The following is a 20779-nucleotide window of genomic DNA, read 5'->3' as shown; positions in this document are numbered from 1 at the left end:
TCAAAATTCAAAATTCGTCTTGAAAAGTTTCCTACGGCGGGAAACCCGCCTACAGAACTTTTCGCAAAATTCAAAATTAAAGAATTTTTGGGAAAAATCTCCCCTGCTCCCCTACTCCCTACTTACCAATTTCCTCAGTGACAATTTGCGCCATTTTCTCGGCTGCGCCGCTTTCGCCTCTGGCGTTTCTTAGGTTAGTTCGTATTTCTTCTAATTTCTCTGGATGAGCCAAAAAGTCTAAAACCATTTCTCCGACTGTTTCAGCTTCGAGTTTTCCGACAAGTTCTGGAACTATCTCTGCTTTTGCCCAGATATTTGGCCATGCTAATAAACCTTTGCGTCTGAGAAACAGCCAATTAATGATTTTGGCAAAGGTAGAACCTACCCCTGGTAAATTAGCGAGTAACCCTGGTAAACCATCCCAAGAACGCATCGCATCAAGTTGTTGAGTGGGTAGCAACACAATCATTGGCACACCCAAAGCACCTAACTCGGCGGTGTTCGCTCCGACGGTAGTTAAGCAGATAGAACAATGCGATAATAAGTTATAGGCAGGATTTTCTTGGTGTAGCTCTACATTTAATCCTTTAGCTGTTCTCAGTAGCGGGTATTGATGACTTTGTGCTGAGACAACTAAGGAAGCACCAGAAAATTTAAATGTTTCGAGAAACGGGTTTTTTTGGGAATCGGCAAAACTGGCTAGAGTTTGTAAATCCAAAGTTGGGGCGACGGGAATCACAAACTTAGTGTCTGGTATTTTTCCGTGGATGTGTTCGGCAATGGCTAAAGTTAGCGGCACTCCTTGGGCTAATTTTGCTGGTTTTGAACCGGGTAAAATGCCGATGATTGGGGATTGGGGATTGGGGATTGGGGATTGGGGATTGGGGATTGGGGATTGGGCTTCTAGCATTAAGTCGCCCACGACGGTAAATTTGTCGGCGTATTTGGGGGAGACTTTAGCCGCAACTGCTGGTTTCATGACTGCGAAGCGGTCAATTAAATTATGCCATCGGGCTTCCCACTCGGCGTAAACTACTGTGCGATATCCCAGCTTTTTGCCGATGATTACCGGAAAAATTTGGTCGCCACCTAAGAAAACAACTACACCTTGATGACTCCATTCCCAATTTTCCGCAGTTCTGCCCCATAGCAAAAATTGCCAAAAATGCTCTGCTGATTGTACTCGGTCTACTTCTGGGAAAGAAAGGGCGATCGCTGCTTCTTTGCCACTGGCATGAGGACAAGGTGATAACACTACGGAAATCCTCACCTCGTCACGGTTATTACCGAGTTTTTGCCGCAAAGCCTTAACTACTGGACGCACCCAGGTTGTCAGCTCACCAGGGCCATTGGAAAGAATCAGGATGTCGAATTTAGTCATTGGTCATTGGTCATTAGTTTTTCTCCCCCTACTCCCCTGCGCCCCTGCCCCTCTGATCCATTGTCTACTCTACTGCCTACTACCCAAACGCTACTCATAAATGTTAATTTTTTGTTACAAATAGTGAGCATTTGCTCTTATTATTAGTTAATGTTTGTTAATAAATTTTGCGATTTTTATATCGATTTGTGTCAGATAGCCGTTAAAATGCCCATTTGGTAGGGTTTTTCTGATAAAAATCACATATTGCCGAACATAAGAACTAATGTTTTGCGGCAAAAAGTCGCCAAGCAAATTCACTAGAGAACACGCATCAAAGGAGCCGAGGAAGCATGTTCACCCACGTCAAGTCCACCATTAGACACATTGCGCCTGATAACCTAGGCGGACGTAATTTAATTAAGGTGGTCTATGTCGTGCTTGAGTCCCAGTACCAGAGCGCACTGTCGCAAGCGGTTCGCGCGATTAACTCAAACAATCCTAATCTGGCAATTGAAATCAGTGGGTATTTAATTGAGGAACTCAGAGACCCGGAAAACTATGAAGAGTTTAAGCGGGATATGGAGAGTGCCAATGTTTTTATTGCCTCATTGATTTTCATCGAAGACTTAGCACAGAAAGTAGTTACAGCAGTTGAACCATATCGCGATCGCCTGGATGTGGCTGTTGTATTTCCCTCCATGCCAGAGGTGATGCGCCTGAACAAAATGGGCAGCTTTTCCTTGGCACAGTTGGGACAATCGAAGAGTGCGATCGCCCAATTCATGCGGAAACGCAAGGAAAAATCCGGGGCTGGTTTCCAAGATGGGATGCTGAAGCTGTTGCGGACTTTACCGCAGGTGCTGAAGTTTTTACCCGTGGAAAAAGCCCAAGATGCTCGCAATTTTATGTTGAGCTTCCAGTATTGGCTGGGAGGTTCACCAGAAAACCTGGAAAACTTCTTGCTGATGCTCGCTGATAAATACGTATTAGATAAAGTAGAAAAACAAAATATTACATCGCTGGCATATCAAGCACCAGTTGTGTACCCCGACATGGGTATTTGGCATCCTTTGTCAACTACCATGTTTGAGGATGTTAGAGAATATCTCAACTGGTACACAGCCCGCAAAGACATCTCCAGTGATTTAAAAGACCCCTTAGCCCCCTGTGTTGGGTTAGTCTTACAACGCACTCACCTAGTTACCGGGGATGATGCCCATTACGTAGCGATGGTGCAAGAATTGGAAGCCCTCGGTGCGAGAGTAGTACCAGTATTTGCAGGTGGTTTGGATTTCTCCAAGCCTGTGGATGCTTACTTCTACGAACCAACTACCAAAGCACCCTTAGTTGATGCGGTAATATCTTTAACAGGTTTTGCCCTAGTAGGCGGCCCCGCTAGACAAGACCATCCCAAGGCAATTGATGCACTCAAACGCCTCAACCGTCCTTATATGGTGGCCTTGCCTTTAGTATTCCAGACTACCGAAGAGTGGTTAGATAGCGATTTAGGCTTACATCCGATTCAGGTAGCATTGCAAATTGCCATACCCGAATTAGATGGAGCGATTGAACCGATTATATTATCGGGTAGAGATGGGGCAACCGGGAAAGCGATCGCCCTACAAGACCGCATCGAAGCCGTAGCGCAACGTGCCTTAAAATGGGCTAACCTCCGCCGCAAACCCAAACTTAACAAAAAAGTTGCCATCACCGTTTTCAGCTTCCCCCCCGATAAAGGCAACGTAGGTACAGCCGCTTACCTAGATGTCTTCGGTTCTATCTACGAAGTCTTGAAAGCATTGAGAAACAACGGCTACGACGTGCAAGACTTACCAGAAAACGCGAAAGAGTTGATGGAACAAGTCATCCACGACGCACAGGCACAGTACGCTAGCCCCGAACTCAACATTGCTTATAAGATGTCAGTGCCAGAATACGAAGCACTCACACCTTATTCCCAACGCCTAGAAGAAAACTGGGGGCCACCACCAGGACACCTCAACAGCGACGGACAAAACCTCTTAGTTTACGGTAAGCAATTCGGTAACGTCTTCATTGGTGTTCAGCCCACCTTTGGTTATGAAGGCGACCCCATGCGGTTGTTGTTCTCCCGTTCCGCCAGCCCTCATCACGGCTTTGCAGCTTACTACACCTACCTAGAAAGAATTTGGGGTGCTGATGCGGTACTACACTTTGGTACTCATGGCTCTTTGGAATTCATGCCCGGTAAGCAAATGGGGATGTCAGGCGAATGTTACCCCGATAACTTAATCGGCACAATTCCCAACCTGTACTACTACGCCGCCAACAACCCCAGCGAAGCGACAATTGCCAAACGCCGCAGTTACGCCGAGACAATTTCTTACCTCACACCACCCGCAGAAAACGCAGGTTTATACAAAGGTTTGAAAGAACTCAGCGAGTTAATCGGTTCTTACCAAACCTTAAAAGATAGCGGTCGCGGTATCCCCATTGTCAACACCATCATGGATAAATGCCGGATGGTGAACCTAGATAAAGACATCGACTTGCCAGAAATTGATGCCAAAGATATGACCCCAGAAGAACGGGATAATATTGTCGGCAGCGTCTACCGCAAGTTGATGGAAATTGAATCTCGGTTATTGCCTTGTGGTTTGCACGTCATTGGTAAACCCCCAAGTGCAGAGGAAGCGATCGCAACTCTGGTAAACATTGCCAGCTTAGACCGTCAAGAAGAAGAAATTCAAAGCTTACCCCGCATTATTGCCAACAGCGTAGGGCGCGACATTGACGAAATTTACCAAAACAGCGATCGAGGCGTATTAGAAGATGTCCAGCTGCTGCAAGACATCACCCTAGCAACTCGCGCTGCTGTTCGCGCCTTGGTACAAGAACAAACCGACGCGGAAGGACGGGTTTCTTTAGTTTCCAAGTTGAATTTCTTCAACATGGGCAAAAAAGAACCTTGGGTAGAAGCACTGCTTCAAGCAGGTTATCCCAAAGTTGATGCTTCAGCGTTGAAACCTCTGTTTGAGTATTTAGAATTCTGTTTACAACAAGTTTGTGCAGACAACGAACTCGGTGCATTACTCAAAGGTTTAGAAGGCGAATACATTCTACCCGGCCCTGGTGGCGACCCCATCCGTAACCCGGATGTACTGCCCACAGGTAAAAACATTCACGCCCTCGACCCCCAAGCCATTCCTACATCTGCGGCAGTACAATCAGCTAAAATCGTTGTAGATAGACTTTTGGCACGGAACAAAGCCGAAAACAACGGTAATTGGCCCGAAACCATCGCCTGTGTTCTCTGGGGAACAGATAACATCAAAACCTACGGCGAATCACTAGCACAAATCATGTGGATGGTGGGTGTGCGTCCGGTTCCCGATGCTTTGGGACGGGTGAACAAGTTGGAGTTAATTCCCTTAGAAGAATTAGGAAGACCCAGAATTGACGTTGTAATCAACTGTTCTGGTGTATTCCGCGACTTGTTCATCAACCAGATGAACCTACTAGACCAAGCTGTGAAGATGGCTGCGGAAGCGGATGAACCCACAGAAATGAATTTTGTCCGCAAACACGCCATGCAACAAGCTGAGGAATTGGGAATTAACCTCAGACAAGCAGCCACCCGTGTTTTCTCGAATGCTTCTGGTTCTTACTCCTCTAACATCAACTTGGCGGTAGAAAACAGCACCTGGGAAAGCGAAGCTGAGTTACAAGAAATGTACCTCACCCGTAAGTCCTTTGCTTTCAGTGCCGATAACCCCGGTATGATGGAACAATCCCGCCAGATTTTTGAAAGCACCCTGAAAACTGCTGATGCGACTTTCCAAAACCTGGATTCTTCCGAGATCAGCTTGACCGACGTATCCCACTACTTCGACTCAGACCCCACCAAGCTTGTGTCAACTCTGCGTGGAGATGGTAAGACACCAGCATCTTACATAGCCGACACCACCACAGCTAACGCCCAAGTCCGCACATTATCAGAAACAGTGCGCTTAGATGCCCGTACCAAATTGTTAAATCCCAAGTGGTATGAGGGGATGCTGTCTCACGGTTACGAAGGTGTGCGCGAACTCTCCAAGCGGTTGGTGAATACAATGGGTTGGAGTGCAACAGCTGGTGCTGTGGACAACTGGATTTATGAGGATGCGAACGAAACCTTCATCAAAGATGAAGAAATGCAAAAACGGTTGATGAACCTCAACCCCCATTCTTTCCGCAAGATGGTTTCCACTTTGTTGGAAGTGAATGGTCGCGGTTATTGGGAAACTAGCGAGGAGAATTTAGACCGCCTCCGCGAGTTGTACCAAGAAGTTGAAGACCGAATTGAGGGTATAGAATAGTTATTTTAGGGCAGGTATTATGCCTGCCTTAATTTGCTGTCTTATTTCTGAATCGGTTATGCTCAAAAGCAAAAAAATAGAAACAGGTGTTTATGCTCAACAGTTAGAATTGTTTCAATTGTTTGAACCAGTTAATACCATAGTTGTCCAATCAAAATTTACATTTGTAGACTTATTTTCTGGTATAGGAGGGTTTAGAATTCCTCTGGAAGAATTAGGAGGAATTTGTTTAGGATATTCAGAAATTGATAAAGAAGCTATTAAAATTTATCAAAAAAATTTTATTAAAGATACGAATAATCATGAAATATATTTAGGAGATATTACTAATTTAAATCATTTGCCTTTTGAAATAGATGTGATAGTTGGTGGTGTTCCCTGCCAACCTTGGTCTATAGCAGGAAAATTACAAGGATTAGAAGATCCAAGGGGTAAATTATGGTTAGATGTTTTTCGATTAGTAAAAAATAGCCAACCAAAAGCATTTATATTTGAGAATGTTAAAGGTTTAGCTGAACCAAGAAACAAAGCCAGTCTAGAGTATATAATTAATCATCTGACAGCATCTGGCTATGTAATTAAATATCAGGTGATAAATTCCTATGACTTTGGTTTACCCCAAGATAGAGATAGGATATTTATTGTTGGTATTAGAAATGACCTTGATAACTGCTGGGGTTATACTTTTCCTCAATCACTAAATAAAAAGATAAAACTTTGTGATGTAATTCCGGGGGTTCAATGTAGTAATTATCCGAAAAAGAAATTTCCACCAGAAATTTTATATCCTGATGGTAAAATTCCGGCTTCTAGAGGGAGATTTCAAAAAATCGATGAATTGAATGATTTTTTTACTTTTGCTGATATCAGAAATGGACATACTACTATTCATTCTTGGGAATTAATAGAAACAAGTCCTAAAGAAAAGCTCATTTGTCAAACAATCTTGAGAAATAGAAGAAAAAAAGTTTATGGACCTAAAGATGGTAATCCTTTAAAATTTGAAGTATTACAACCTTTGATTCCTAGTTTAAAACTTGAAGAAGTCAATAGCTTAGTAGATAAAAATATTCTACGTCTTGTTGAGGATAAGGGGTATGAATTTGTAAATTCTAAAATTTCTTCAGGTATTAACGGAATTTCTAAAATATATTTACCTCATGCTGATGCTATTGGAACTTTAACCGCTACTGGCACAAAAGATTATGTAGCTACTATATCTATAGAATGTGAAAAACCAGAAATATATAAGCAAAAATTTATTCAAGAAATTTATCTAAAAAATAAATATAAACTTTTAACTGCACAAGATTATGCAAGATTACAAGGATTTCCCGAAAGTTTTAAAATTGCAGATAATGAAACTACAGCCAAGCATCAATTTGGTAATGCTGTCTCAGTTCCTGTAGTCTATCATTTAGCAAAAGCTTTGTTAAAAATAATTATATAGGTTTAATTTTAACTATGGTAGCTATTAGTTTAAATACTCGTATAGCCATTAAAGGTTATTTAGAAGGATTTATTCATGGTCTAATAGATGAATATAAAGGACGTACAATTTTAAAGCCTACTAGCGCATTAGAGTATCTATCAAGATATTCATCTAATGGAGAACTAAAGCCATTTCAAGCCGCTCTTATACCACCAGAATTAATACGTATCAATCAATTTGAGCGTGGCTTGAGTACCAGATTGGGAAATTCTCTTGAAGAATGCGCTCGCTTAATTGCTTTAGAACATCATCAAGATGTACGTCGAGGTTATGATATTAAAGCGGAAGTCAGTAATGCTGCTTTTGCAGAAGCTGAACTTCAAAAACAAAATTACGAATCTGCTGCTGAGAAAAAACAAAAAAAGCCAACTTTCGAGGAGATGATAACAGCAGTCCTTAATGCAAGACGTACTGATGATTTAGAAACAAAGATAGTTCGCGCTGATCTTTATATTCTGGCGAAAGATCGCACAGAATTCTTATTTGAGATTAAAGCTCCTAAACCAAACAAAGGGCAATGTTTAGAAGTTTTACAACGTCTACTTAGATTTCATGTACTGTGCGGTGCAAACCGTCCCCAAATAAAAGCCTATTATGCAATGCCCTATAATCCTTATGGTGCAACCAAAGCTCATTATAAATGGACATATGCAAAAAATTATTTACCTTTTGATGAGGCTGTAGTTATGGGAAATGACTTTTGGAATATTTTAGGGGGAGAAACTGCTTATGAGGAACTGCTAGAAATTTATCTAGAAGTAGGACGGGAAAAAAGTAAATATATGCTTGATGCTCTAGCTTTTGGATTTTAGAATGGGGAAGTGCGTTAGGGGTAGCTTACCGTAGGTATCGCTTTTGGGAGTGTGGAGTGCGATCGCTCATTGCTCACGGGGTAATGGAATATAGAATAGTATGTAAGGTAGTTAAAATTGCTGCTTTAATATTCAATCTGGAATATCACTATGAATACTTTCACAGTCAATCTTAAACCAGTATTGGAACTGACAGATGAGCAATTTTTTAATCTATGTCAAGCAAATCGGGACTTAAAATTTGAACGCAGCGCAACTGGAGAATTAATTATTATGCCGCCTACGGGGGGAGAAACAGGGAATAAAAATGCGAGAATTACTCAACAATTAATGAATTGGACTGATGCTGATGGTACTGGCATCGCTTTTGATTCTTCAACTTGCTTTAAGTTGCCTAATGGTGCAGACCGTTCTCCTGATGCTGCTTGGATAAAGTTACAAAGATGGAATACTTTAACAGATGAACAAAAGGAAAAGTTCCCTCCTGTTTGTCCTGATTTTGTAATTGAGTTACTTTCACCTAGTGATAGTTTGAAGGCTGCACAAGAAAAGATGAGGGAATATTTAGATAATGGTGTAAGTTTAGGTTTGTTAATTAATCGTAAATATCGTCAAGTTGAGATTTATCGACAAGGAAAAGAGGTTGAGGTTTTGGAATCTCCTCCAACCATATCAGGCGAAGACATTTTAAAGGGTTTTGTATTGGAATTAGCAAAGATTTGGTAATTTATTTGGTCAGGCGTTGGCGTAGCTTACCAAAGGTATCGCCTACTGTGCAATCATAATATCAGCGATCGCTGTTGGGTGTGTTGTGGAGTGCGATCGCGTAGCTTACCGTAGGTATCGCTGGTTGGGGGTGTTGTAGAGTGTAATTGCTTTTATTGCTTTTCCTGAATACTTTCAATTAATTTAATATTATTTCTCAACCATTCATTCACTAAAATTTACACATCAATATTTTTCTCTTGAGCAACTTTCTTGAAAAAATTATCAACATCTGGTTCAAGGGAAATCGGATAATGAAACGTTGCATCAGGATGGTAAAACTTACCTTGTTCAGCTTGTGAAAAATCATATTCTGCTTTCATAGTTTTCTTCCTTGATAATACTGCTAGCCATTACACTATCAATTGCTCTAACACTAACACTGATAACCCCGGTAATGATGGTAAACGCGCATCATTCGTCAAAAAAAATGATGCACCTCCACGAATAGCAGTAGCCATCTGAATAGCATCTGGGGTTCTTAAATTGTAATTTGCTCTTAATTGTGCAGCAGTTTCGGCGATATCTGGAAAAACTTCGATAGTCGTCAACCCTTGGGAGTTAAACAAAATATCACGATATTGTTGAGCTAATCTTGTGTTTCCTTGCCGCAAGGGATAGACTAACACTTCCGTAATAGTCAAAACTGAGGTAACAACACTAAAATCACCCCGAAACATTGCTTCAAAGAAAGCATCTATAACATCCAAATAATTAGGATTTTCTTCAATAAAATAAATCAGTGGTGCAGTATCCAATCCCACAACTTGATTCTGTAACTGAACTAGCCATTCCATGAATCACGTTCCTGATTAACATATTCTTGAGCATCAACACCATTCCAGATTTCTTTACCCAGTCCACGTAATTCTAAAATGCTACGCTTGGGTTTAGGTGTCATCGTCACCCGTTGTCTAATTAAACTTGATAAGTCTTCAATTAAACGAATTTGTTCTTCAGGAGTTAAGCTTTGAACTTGCTGTAATATTTCTTGATAGTTAGACATAAGATTTTCACTTTGATTTTTTCCTATAAATCTAATATACACAGACTGCTTTTATCTATTTAACCTACACGGAGTATATTAGCCTAGCTTACCGCAGGTATCCCTAGAATCATTGAATATAAACATTAAATTCCTTAATTATATGGATTCTATAACTTGCTACTTACCTGCGTAAATTAAAATAAATATTGATTTCAACATAATTTTTACTGTGTTTAATTTCTGCTAATTTAGTTGTTAGCCTAACTTAAATTTAATCTACATCTTCAACTGTGCAGAGTGCAGCAATTGAGTAATTAATCCCCATTTAAATTGTTCTCAGGCTGTAGCCTAAGAACAACTTCTACAAAATTAGTCAATTATTCCTCGGCTTGACCAACACGGCGGATATTGAGGATGTCGCTCATCTTTTTGATTTGGGTGAATAATTGTTCTAGTTGGGAGCGATCGCGGATTTCAATTCCTAAGTCCATTAACGCCGGTTGACCACTGGTAGTCTTGACTTGAGCATGGCGGACGTTAATACCTTGGTCACTTAACCGTGATAAAATATCTTTCAATACCCCCACTCTGTCTAAAGCTTCAATCTGAATATTCACAGGGTAAGTATGGGGACGACCACTGTTTTCTGCGGCTGGGTTCCAACTCACAGGAACTAGGCGATCGCATTCCACTGCATCCAAATTATGACACCCTTGGCGATGAATCGAAATTCCCCGTCCTCTTGTCACCACACCAATAATTGATTCCCCCGGTATCGGTGTACAACATCCGGCAAGATAATACATTAAACCTTCTACCCCGACAATCGGCGAGTCAGTCGAACGGGAACTGATCATCGAAGTTTTCGCTGTGGATGACTCTTTGGGAATGATGGGAATGACTTCTGCGGCTGGTTGTTGCGCTTTGATCACTTCTCGCCAACGATTTAACACCAGATTTAAAGTCACCTCACCGTAACCCAAACCAGCCAGTAAATCTTCTGTACTGTGATAATTACATTTTTCGGCGACGGTGTGCATCGCATCTGACTTCAGCAAATTGTCAAACCCGGTTTTACCTAGTTCCTTTTCTAATAACTCCCGTCCCCGCGCTACATTTTCTTCCCGCCGCGATCGCTTATACCATTGTTTAATCCGATACTTCGCTGTCGAAGTCCTGGCGAAATTCAGCCAATCTAAGCTAGGATGACTATTCTTTTGGGTAATAATATCTACAATATCACCATTATGGAGACGTGTGGATAAAGGAACCATCCGACCATTCACCCGCGCCCCTGCACAGTGGTTTCCGACTTCTGTATGGATGCGATAGGCAAAATCTATAGTTGTTGAAGCAGGACTTAACGGTACAACATCCCCCTTGGGAGTGAAGACATAAACATCATCTTCAAATAAATTATCTTTGACATTATCAAGATACTCTTGAGCATCCTTCATGTCACTTTGCCATTCTAACAGCTGGCGTAACCAAGTAAACTTCTCATCGCTGGCTGTTAGTTGGCTATGAGAACCACCTGTTTCTTTATACTTCCAATGGGCTGCAATACCGTACTCTGCAACCCGGTGCATTTCCAGCGTCCGAATTTGCACCTCTAAAGGACGACCAGTTAAGCCAATAACTCCAGTATGCAACGACTGGTAACGGTTAGGTTTCGGCAAGCCGATATAATCTTTAAATCTGCCAGGAATAGGGCGAAAAGCATCATGTACAATTGCTAAAGCCCGATAACACTCCTCATTGGTTTCCACAATAATTCTGAGTGCAGCTAAATCGTAAATTTCATGAAATTCTTTTTGCTGTCGCTGCATCTTTTGATAAATACTATATAGATGCTTGGGACGACCGCTAATATCTAAACAGCGAATTCCTGATTGTTGTAAACGTTCTCGCAACATTGCTGTCGCTTTCACTAACTTTTCTTCTCTAGCTGTGCGTTTTTCTGATACGTGCTGCTGAATTTGACGAAACGCCTCTGGTTCTAAATACTTAAATGCTAAATCTTCTAATTCCCACTTAATCCGCCAAATCCCCAGACGATTGGCTAAAGGTGCAAATATATCTCTAGTTTCCTGGGCGGAACGGCGACGACTGGCTTCTGACATATATTGCAGAGTTCGCATATTATGCAAACGGTCTGCTAACTTCACCACAATTACCCGGATATCTTGCGCCATTGCTAAAAACATCCGCCGGAAGTTTTCCGCTTGGCTTTCCGTTTTGCTTTTGAAATTGATTTTAGAAAGCTTCGTGACACCTTCGACTAACTGACGCACTTCTGCGCCAAATCTTTCTTCTATCTCTTCAATTGTGACTTCTGTATCTTCCACTACATCATGAAGAAATCCAGCTGCTATCATAGCGGGACTACCTCCTAAGTCGTGTAGCAATTCCGCTACTGCAATCGGATGACTAATATATAGTTCTCCTGACTTGCGATATTGATCTTTATGCAGTTGGTAAGCAAATTCAAAAGCCCGACAAATTAAAGCGTTATCGCGATACCTTCGGTCATCTTCTGCTGCGTGAGACTTGGCTGATGTGTCGCGTAAACATTTATTCAACCAATCTGGAAGGGAAAGCTCAGTTGGGGAAGTTATAGCTAGACTACTCATACAATACGGTAGGTGATCTGTGGATAGGTGAGAAATAGATGCAGTTAACAGCATCGGTTGGCGGTGATGCTGTAGGGTGTGGGGGTAAAGGTAGGATTAGGATGATGTCCCATAAGCCTATGGTACTCATCCATCATCGATTTTCAGAATCATAATTAGTAAATAATCTAGATTGCAAACACAGCCTCAAAGCAAAGTTTGAGGCTGAAATTGCCAATAAGAGCCTAAGATAGATTAGTGTGTCAGGAATTTTTCTTGAGATTAATAGTATCTTAAATAGCAGTGAATGTCTTTAATTTCTGATAAATATCAAGCACTCGTAAATTTACTTGAACAATTGCGTACAGATGTCAGCAATTCTCAAGTTAGTACGCCTGAACTGAAACAAGGTGTAATGTCTTTGCAACAAGTGTTTAGTCAGGAAATTCTGCCTTTAGCGACAGATGCAAACTCACGAGAGCAATCTTACCAGACGGAAATTAGTAAACAGTTGCGTCTGCTAGAAGTTGATGTGATGTTTTTGCAAGGGGCGCGACAAAGTGCAACTTCACAAGCAAGGCTGAAAACTATTAGCGATCGCCTCTCTATTTTAATTCAATATTGTCACGCTATACTGCAACAGCAGACACCGGAATAAACTGGGGACTGGGTACTGGGGACTGGGGACTTGTTTTTAGTCGGATTTTTTTAAACGCAGAGGGGCGCATTCGCGTAGCGTCTCGCAGAGAAGGTAAAGAGGTACGCAAAGCATTTGCTGAATATCTTTGAACGGGAGGTTTAAGGAATTTGATAGACTAGCTTAAATTTAAAATTATCCCAGGTGGTGGCTCTGGGTTGATAACAAAACTATGGGTAATGAGTTATTTTGTCTCGAAAATTTGCGCGTCGCCTATCCTCAGCGTGGCGGGGAAGAACCACGGTGGGCGGTTGATGATGTATCTTTTACCTTACAACCTGGTGAAAGAATGGGTTTGGTTGGTGAGTCCGGTTGTGGTAAGTCTACTTTGGGACGGGCGGCAATGCGTCTTTTACCCGCTTCTAGTCGGGTAGAGGGGCGGGTGATGTTTCAAGGACAGGCTGTATTTGATTTGACACCAAATCAATTGCGGAAGTTTCGGGGGGAAGCTGTAGCATTAATTTTCCAAGATCCGATGACTCGCCTTGATCCTTTGATGACGATTGGTAATCACTGCATTGAAACTCTGCAAGCGCATTTACCAGAGTTATCAGCGAAGGAAGCTAAGGAAAAAGCACTCGCTACTTTAGATAAGGTGAAGATTCCGGCGAGTCGGTGGAATCAGTACCCGCATGAGTTTAGCGGTGGCATGCGTCAACGGGTGGCGATCGCTTTAGCTTTACTTCTGAGTCCGAAGTTAATCGTGGCTGATGAACCGACTACTAGCTTAGATGTTACCGTTTCTGCTCAAATTTTACAAGAATTAACGCGGCTGTGTAGTGAGGAAAATATGGCGTTGCTGTTAATTTCTCACGATTTGGCAATGGTGGCGGAGTATTGCGATCGCATTGGGGTAATGTATCAGGGTAAAATGGTAGAGATGGGTTCTACTGACGCAGTGTTTAGAAACCCTCAACATGAATATACGCGATCGCTACTGCAAGCAGCGTTACATATTCAAGCTGTCGATGAAGTAGAAAATGAAGATGTTTCTCCGTCCTCACTCCCCAGTCCCCAGTCCCCAGTCCCCAGTCCCCAGTCCCCTATCCTCAGTGTGGCAGAACTGAAGCAGTATTACACCATCGAACCTAACTTTATAGAACGACTGTTTAAGGCGGAAAGTCAAACCATCAAAGCTGTAGATGGAATTAACCTAGAATTATATCCAGGGGAAATTCTGGGTTTAGTTGGTGAATCAGGATGTGGTAAAAGTACGCTGTCGCGGACAATTTTACAATTAATTCGTCCGACATCTGGTAAAGTAGAGTTCTTAGGCAAAGATTTAACTAAGTTGTCCCGTCAGGAAGTTAGAGCTTGTCGGCGACAAATTCAGATGGTGTTTCAAGATCCCCATGCTTGTCTCAACCCAGCGATGACAGTGGGACAAAGTATAGCTGATCCTTTATTAATTCACAATTTAGCTGATGCAGGTACAGCTAAAGAACAGGTGTTGTGGATGTTGGAGAAAGTCGGGTTAACACCAGCAGAATTATATTATCAGCGTTATCCATCCGACTTGTCTGGGGGACAACAACAAAGAGTTGCGATCGCCCGCGCTTTAATCACTCGTCCAAAACTGGTAATCTGTGATGAACCCGTGAGTATGTTAGATGCGAGTGTACAGTCGCAAGTATTGGATTTGATGTTGCAATTAAAGGCAGAATTTGAGTTAACCTACTTGTTTATTACTCATGACTTGTGGTTAGCCAGATTTTTGTGCGATCGCATTGCTGTTATGCACGGTGGTAAAATTGTTGAACTTGGCGCAACTAAACAAATTTTCGCCCATCCCCAACACCCATACACTCAAACCCTCCTAGCTGCTGCACCCTTACTAGCACGCACTTAGAGGCTATTTATCAAGTAAATATGAAGTAGGGTGTGTTACGGCTATGAAAGGATTTTCGCGTTTGAGAGAGTAGGAATTAGCCGTAACGCACCAATAAATCCGGTGCCGTACTCTCAGCTAACGCACCCTACTAGCGTGACACGACTAAAATGATGCACAAATATAATTCAAGATTTCTTGTGGTGCAGGCATCTTGCCTGCAAGGGACGGTCAAGATTACCATCCCACAAGAGTTTCCTAATGCACTAAATTAGCTGTGTCAGTCCACTACAATTTAAGGTTTACTTAGCTACCCATAAGGGTTAATAAATCAATTTAGGCGGCTCAGTTCCTTTTTTTCAACAGTCAAGTGAAATCAATTTTCCCATACCTTTGTATAACAAGGAATTGATTGGCTGTAATGGTTCGTGCTGAAGACGAGGACGAAAATTCACAGCAAATTGCGATATGAAACCAAAATATTTCCAGACAGCATCAGCATAAGGCTGTAATGCTGTAGCACTGTAATCTTGGCCTCGGCAAATCGAACCTAACAGTTCCCCTGCTATTTTCCCTGACATCATGGCTCGATCAATTCCATGCCCTATTAACGGATCAATTAGACCAGCAGCATCACCTGCTAGAATAAAACCATTACCATGTATGGTTCTTGTTGTCTTTGCTAAAGGTAAATACCAACATTGAATATTTCCCACTGGTTCGGCTGCTAGAAATCTTGCTTTTAATAATGGAGATTGGATTAAATGCCGATGAATCTCTGATGGAAAAACACCTGTATTTTTAAAGTCTTGTTCAAATAATATGACTCCGACATTGACAGTTTCTTGGTCTACAGGGAAAATCCAAAAATAACCAGGTCTACATTCTGGAAGATAATACAATTCTAATTCATTTCCAGAAACATCAAGGTGACGATAGTAGGCACGAGTCGCTACTGCTCCATCCTGTCTTAAAGATTGATGTAACCCTAATTTTCTCGCTACTACTGAGCTACAGCCATCTGCACCAGCCACTACTTTAGCCGTATATTCCTGTTTTCTCCCATCCTCAGATGTTCCCTGAATGCCAAATACATAATCTTCTTTCATCAGCAAGTTTTCAACTTTAAACCCCTCTTTTGTTTCAGTACAAGCTTTTGCTGCTTGGAATAAAACATTATCAAAAATCCAGCGTTTTGATGTAGAAATGTCTTTGGTTTTACTCATACTTGGAGGAATTAATCGCTCGCTTTCTGAATAAAAAATCATATTATTGGCACAAGCGTGAGGTTCTTGTAGTAATTTATCTATCAGATTAAACTCCTGCAAAATTTTTAAACACATTACGGTCAAAGCATCACCACAGATTTTGTCGCGAGGAAATTTTGCTTGGTCTACAAGTAACACTTTAAGTCCCTGCTTGGCTGCTGACAAAGCCATTGTTGAACCAGCCGGCCCTCCACCGACAATTATCAGATCGTAATCGTAATTCATGAGTTATTGCTTTTAATTTTTATTGGTAAATAAGGAATAATTTTTCTGGTTAAATAAAACTTTTATGCCGCTAATTATTATTGATTTTATCTCCTTTGATACATCTTTACACCATGATATTTTTTAATGCGATCGCTCCTAATTGCCTTGAGATTTTCTCAAGAAACAGGCTCTTAGTTAGGTTGCTTGTATCGGCTAAAACAGGGAATGATTCATGATTAATCCAGGGACAAAAACTTTAACAACGGGAATATGAAACGGTTTTCGCGTCAAATCGACACGATAAACATTTTTGTAGCCATTGTTGCCGAGAGACTGCAAAACATAGTTATAGTCTGCCGATAAATCATGTTGAGCCAAGTTAGTTAATTTTTGCCAGGGTGTGGTACTGGTAATGCGATCAAAATAATTGTAGAGTTGACGATGGGTGTTAGTTCGTTCAAAAATCTGCTCGGCGTTGAGATCATCTCTTGCGCCGTGGATAAATGTGAGTCGTGACTGGGCGGCTTCAGTAATAGCTCGTGTGGCAGCAATACTCGGACTAAGATGTGTTCCATAGCCGACATTGACTATGAGCGCAGGGTTATAAGGATTTTGGTCAAGCAGAATAGCCCAAAATGTGTTAATAGCAATACAGCTTTCTACCCAGATGAGAACAAGCTTGAACTCAGCAGCATTGATGCGTTCTAATAAAGTTTGTAAGCCAGGATCATCTATTGTCTGGAGAGCAATAAATTTACATCTGGTTTGAAGATTTAAGCGTCCTTGAACCACAAGGTGAGCGATCGCATCTCGTTCGATCACTTCGTAAAGTCCATGAATTGTCCCTTCTAAAATATGATTTCCACTGGCTAGCCCATTAGTTCCAATCGCATACAGATGCGGAGAATAACGAGAAGAACAATCATAAACTGCACTCGCTGGTAGCCAGACCTCTGCGTTAGTCATGAGGTTTTGTCCTGGTACCCAATCGAGGATAAAATCAGGATGAAAATAGGCACAATCATAGTATCCTGGCAGAATATGAGGTGCTATCACCTCTTTTCCACTCGACTGCAATGATTTGAGACTGTCACGCCGCAACCGCTCATCTGGGGTTTCGGCGTGGAAAACTTCAATCGCTTCCATCAACGCCGAAACCTTAGCCGCCTCATGGGAAATTCCTTTACCATTACTGACTTGTAACCAAGGTCTTGTAGGTCGAATGGCACAGTAGACTGGAATACCTAGCCGATCTAATCCTGTGACATCAGCACAACGGGTAATTCCCATCGCTAGCAAGTGAGGTTGAATATTGGCTAAAGTTTGTGCTGGGGGAATTAAACGATGTGTCCCATAAGTATAATTTTTGTTCAGGCTATTCATATCAAATTTTCACAAATTTCTCTAGGCACAAAGCAGAAAGCAGAGGAGACAAATTCATGTTGGTTGACTAATGACTATTGACTACCAGTATTTGTGCAGCTTTTCCGGTAATTTGCAATTCTTGAAACAATGCTTGTGGAAAAGACCAAGAAATACCAAAATATTGGGGTTCTTTGTCAACAATCCAGGCTTCCATTGCTTTTTCTACCAGCCAAGCTTGATGTTGCTCTTGATCTATCAAGTTATTCAGTTGTGGCCATTTTTCCAGATAACTGTTTAGTTCTGTCTCTGGACACACTACACCATTTTGTTCTGCCCATTCCACAATCAAACGACGCTGTGATAACTCTGGCCACATATTCACTTGTGATCCTACATTACCAGTGAAGCGTAATTCTGCTGACAAGGCTGTTTGATAGTTCCACTTAATACCGAAATAGTCTGGGCCTTGCTGAACAATCCAATCAACTAAAAAATACTCTGCCAGTATTTCTTGGTAGGTTACAGAAGTTAAACCATTGGATTGTAACCATTCAGCCTCGTTGACAATGTTATATTTTTGTTGCCATTGTCTGAGATAGCTTTGCCACTGTGCTATGGGAAAAGATATCTGATTTTGTCTAGCCCATCTGAGCAAGAAGCAGCGTTTTGCTAGTTGCGATCGCATCCTCCCTTGCAGTTCGACATCTTGTTTGAGAAGTTGTAATATATCTTTCCCTACTCTCAGTCCGCTAGCAGTCACAAATCCAGTCATCTTTAATCGCTGGAACTGTAAATCTATAGAGGGAGAACAAAAGCGTCCCTTTGGTTTTGGTATTTGCTCTTGACTGAGGCTGGCGTATAGTTTCAAGACTCCCATAGCATCAATTTGTTTGATGTTAATCTTGTGGTGGAGTAAGTAATGCTTGAGTCTGGTTGCATTCTCTGATGGCAAGTCTTGAATTACTTGACTCTGAAGCATCTGCTGGTAAGAACGCTGTGGATAATAAAGCTGTTTAACCTCATCAATTAAATAGCGTGCTTGTTCAGCCGTTAAATAGTTGGCTTCTACTGCTTGAAGTAATGTATAGCGAATATTAACTAAAGGCTCTGACATGGAAACGAACCCAGATTCTTCTGTGCCGTGTAACAGAGCTACTTCGTCATCACTTTCCAGTAGACCATCACGATACCATGCAAAAACTTGACCGTGACCAACCATACCAAACGGTTCTAACTCTGCTGCTCTCAAAGCTCCCATGCTAGATGCACCAAATACCTGAATCCCTTCTTCAATGGCATGAATCAGTTCACGATGCCAAATCGAAGGTTTACCGTGAAAAATCCCATCAATCAGAATGATTGTTTTGACACCTGAAGCCATAATACGGTAAATATCGCCCTTACTCGCTGGAGGATAGTAGTCAGCATCAAGAATTTGACGGGCTTGCTGTCTGGGCAAAGATGGGCCTAAGAATACTGCTACTGAGGGAGATTTATTCATGGGCAAATTAAATAATCGAAAAGTTATGCTTTCTCATTGCTATTTAGTTTGATTTATTACCAATAATATTAGTTGAAATTGCCAAAATTACCAAGCTCGAAATTAATTACCTGAACTTTTCCGAGTGAAAACCTGAACTTTACATAACTTTCCTGGCGCGATCGCCGCTATAAAATATTTATTCCCTGATCAACATACCTAGGTAACCACAATGAATATTGAATATATTACTCATGCTTCTTTGTTATTGAGAACAGAGGAATTTTCCCTGCTGACTGATCCTTGTTACTTCCTCGAACCATTTTTCGCCACAAATTTATTTCACTTCCCACCCCGAAAACTTACCCCGGAGATGTTTGGTAATTTAAACTATGTCTATAGTTCACATATTCATGTAGATCATAGCCATCCTGAAACTATTAAACAACTCAAAAATCAGATAGACACTGTTCTTTTACCTGCAAAAAGACCTGATTTAGAAAAAAGATACCGAGATATAGGTTATAACAAAATTATTCTTTTACAGAATGGAGAAACCCTCCAACTCAATGACACAGTAGAAGTTACCAGTTACTGGGATGATCCAGTCGATACTATTTTATTGGTCAAAATACAAGATCAAGTCATTCTCCATCAGAATGACTGTAAATTAACGCCAAGAACATTATCTAAAATTGCAGATAGATTTCACATTGACTATGCGTTTCTTCTTTATACTACTTTTGCCAATCATCAACCAACTTTACTATATGGGTTGCCAGAAGATATGAGCAAACAAGTAGCAGATGATGAAGAAGAATTTTTAAAATACCAAGTTGAACTGCTCAGAATTCTCAAACCACAGACAATCATTCCTTATTCCATGACATTGAGCTATTGTCAACCAGATCAGTTACATTTCAATGGCTATCAGAGAATGACCCCAACTATTTTTATCAGTAATATTTTAGCTCATTTACCGCAAACCAAATATTTCATATTACAACCAGGAGATATTATTGATTTAGAGTTAGAACAGGTGAAATCAGCGCATAATAAAAACTTTTGGGGAGAAAACCTTCAGGAATATTTGCACAACATTAGTAAATATGTCCAAGAGGAAAATATCCCAAAATTTAACTTTGGAGACTCTGAAGAAAACAAAGAAATAATTGCCAATTATCTCCAACAACTTTTGACTTCGACCGTACCAGATTTATTTATTAATCAAGTTATTGTTCTGGAAGTAATTGGCAATGAACACAATATGACCTACATAATCGATTTCCCACATCAAAAAATTTTTTTGAATAACTCACAACTAGCAGATATCTCTAATAACTACTTTGTCAAGCTCTCAATTCCAGCCAGTATTGTAGAGCAGTTAATTGCAAATAATTTAAATGATTCACTCATGGACTTTATCCTGTATTCTAATCGAGTAACTTTAAAAGTCAATTATCATAAACAACTTTCGATTAAAGCAAAATTTGGTCTATTCATTAAAACTTTGCTATTTATTTTCGGCAACAGATAAAATGATTTTTTTAAATAAATAGGACTAA

At 41.0% G+C, this 20779-nt stretch carries 15 protein-coding genes; 7 read left to right on the top strand and 8 right to left on the bottom strand.

Annotation, left to right across the window (positions count from 1 at the left end; all coding sequences use genetic code 11):
* Positions 1-118: 118 nt before the first annotated feature.
* Positions 119-1381, bottom strand: a complete 1263-nt coding sequence (locus tag A3775_RS07760) for a lipid-A-disaccharide synthase (RefSeq protein ID WP_066424427.1) — start codon at positions 1379-1381, stop codon at positions 119-121.
* A 332-nt stretch (positions 1382-1713) separates the two neighbouring features.
* Here A3775_RS07760 and A3775_RS07755 point away from each other — a divergent pair, with 332 nt between their 5' ends.
* From A3775_RS07755 to A3775_RS07740, 4 genes are all read left to right on the top strand, one after another.
* The gene (locus tag A3775_RS07755) at positions 1714-5700 is read left to right on the top strand and encodes a magnesium chelatase subunit H (protein ID WP_066424425.1); all 3987 of its coding nucleotides are present in this window, start codon (positions 1714-1716) and stop codon (positions 5698-5700) included.
* A 19-nt stretch (positions 5701-5719) separates the two neighbouring features.
* Entirely contained in the window at positions 5720-7150 is a 1431-nt protein-coding gene (locus A3775_RS07750; RefSeq protein ID WP_231866963.1) for a DNA cytosine methyltransferase, read from the top strand.
* Positions 7151-7164: 14 nt separating this feature from the next.
* Positions 7165-8004: a TdeIII family type II restriction endonuclease gene (locus tag A3775_RS23470; protein ID WP_082803695.1), complete on the top strand. Its 840-nt coding sequence runs from the start codon at positions 7165-7167 to the stop codon at positions 8002-8004.
* A gap of 150 nt (positions 8005-8154) precedes the next feature.
* On the top strand, positions 8155-8730 hold the full coding sequence (locus A3775_RS07740) for a Uma2 family endonuclease (protein ID WP_066424423.1): 576 nt from the start codon (positions 8155-8157) through the stop codon (positions 8728-8730).
* 218 nt (positions 8731-8948) lie between these two features.
* Here A3775_RS07740 and A3775_RS24600 read toward each other — a convergent pair whose 3' ends face one another.
* The 4 genes from A3775_RS24600 to A3775_RS07725 form a co-directional block, all read right to left on the bottom strand.
* Positions 8949-9092 carry a hypothetical protein gene (locus A3775_RS24600; protein ID WP_197480107.1) on the bottom strand — a complete coding sequence of 48 codons (144 nt, stop codon included), beginning with the start codon at positions 9090-9092 and terminating at the stop codon, positions 8949-8951.
* Between the two features lie 30 nt (positions 9093-9122).
* Positions 9123-9566 (bottom strand): PIN domain-containing protein, encoded by a 444-nt coding sequence (locus tag A3775_RS07735; RefSeq protein ID WP_066424421.1) that lies wholly within the window; start codon positions 9564-9566, stop codon positions 9123-9125.
* The gene (locus tag A3775_RS07730; protein WP_066377824.1) at positions 9554-9775 is read right to left on the bottom strand and encodes a hypothetical protein; all 222 of its coding nucleotides are present in this window, start codon (positions 9773-9775) and stop codon (positions 9554-9556) included. Before A3775_RS07730 ends, A3775_RS07735 begins: the two co-directional genes overlap by 13 nt.
* 359 nt (positions 9776-10134) lie before the next feature.
* Positions 10135-12390: a bifunctional (p)ppGpp synthetase/guanosine-3',5'-bis(diphosphate) 3'-pyrophosphohydrolase gene (locus A3775_RS07725; protein ID WP_066377823.1), complete on the bottom strand. Its 2256-nt coding sequence runs from the start codon at positions 12388-12390 to the stop codon at positions 10135-10137.
* A 286-nt stretch (positions 12391-12676) separates the two neighbouring features.
* Between A3775_RS07725 and patD the strand changes: the two genes are divergently transcribed.
* Positions 12677-13027 (top strand): heterocyst frequency control protein PatD, encoded by a 351-nt coding sequence (gene patD / locus A3775_RS07720; RefSeq protein ID WP_066377822.1) that lies wholly within the window; start codon positions 12677-12679, stop codon positions 13025-13027.
* Positions 13028-13238: 211 nt separating this feature from the next.
* Positions 13239-14915: an ABC transporter ATP-binding protein gene (locus tag A3775_RS07715; RefSeq protein WP_066377821.1), complete on the top strand. Its 1677-nt coding sequence runs from the start codon at positions 13239-13241 to the stop codon at positions 14913-14915.
* A gap of 338 nt (positions 14916-15253) precedes the next feature.
* Here the strand turns inward: A3775_RS07715 and A3775_RS07710 are convergent, their stop codons facing one another.
* The 3 genes from A3775_RS07710 to A3775_RS07700 all read right to left on the bottom strand — a co-directional run bounded on the left by A3775_RS07710 (position 15254) and on the right by A3775_RS07700 (position 19235).
* Complete coding sequence (locus A3775_RS07710; RefSeq protein ID WP_066424420.1) at positions 15254-16387, bottom strand: NAD(P)/FAD-dependent oxidoreductase; 1134 nt, start codon at positions 16385-16387, stop codon at positions 15254-15256.
* A gap of 195 nt (positions 16388-16582) precedes the next feature.
* Positions 16583-17752, bottom strand: a complete 1170-nt coding sequence (locus A3775_RS07705) for a YcaO-like family protein (RefSeq protein WP_066377818.1) — start codon at positions 17750-17752, stop codon at positions 16583-16585.
* 67 nt (positions 17753-17819) lie between these two features.
* Positions 17820-19235, bottom strand: a complete 1416-nt coding sequence (locus tag A3775_RS07700; RefSeq protein ID WP_066424419.1) for a TfuA-like protein — start codon at positions 19233-19235, stop codon at positions 17820-17822.
* Between the two features lie 211 nt (positions 19236-19446).
* On the opposite strand from A3775_RS07700, the gene A3775_RS07695 reads away from it, so the two are divergent.
* The gene (locus A3775_RS07695; RefSeq protein ID WP_066377816.1) at positions 19447-20751 is read left to right on the top strand and encodes an MBL fold metallo-hydrolase; all 1305 of its coding nucleotides are present in this window, start codon (positions 19447-19449) and stop codon (positions 20749-20751) included.
* The last annotated feature ends 28 nt before the right edge of the window (positions 20752-20779 follow it).

Origin of the sequence: Anabaena sp. 4-3 (assembly GCF_001597745.1) — a bacterium.
GTDB lineage: Bacteria > Cyanobacteriota > Cyanobacteriia > Cyanobacteriales > Nostocaceae > Trichormus.
The sequence above is the reverse complement of the archived record's forward strand: the minus strand, read 5'-3'. Positions and strand labels throughout refer to the sequence as shown.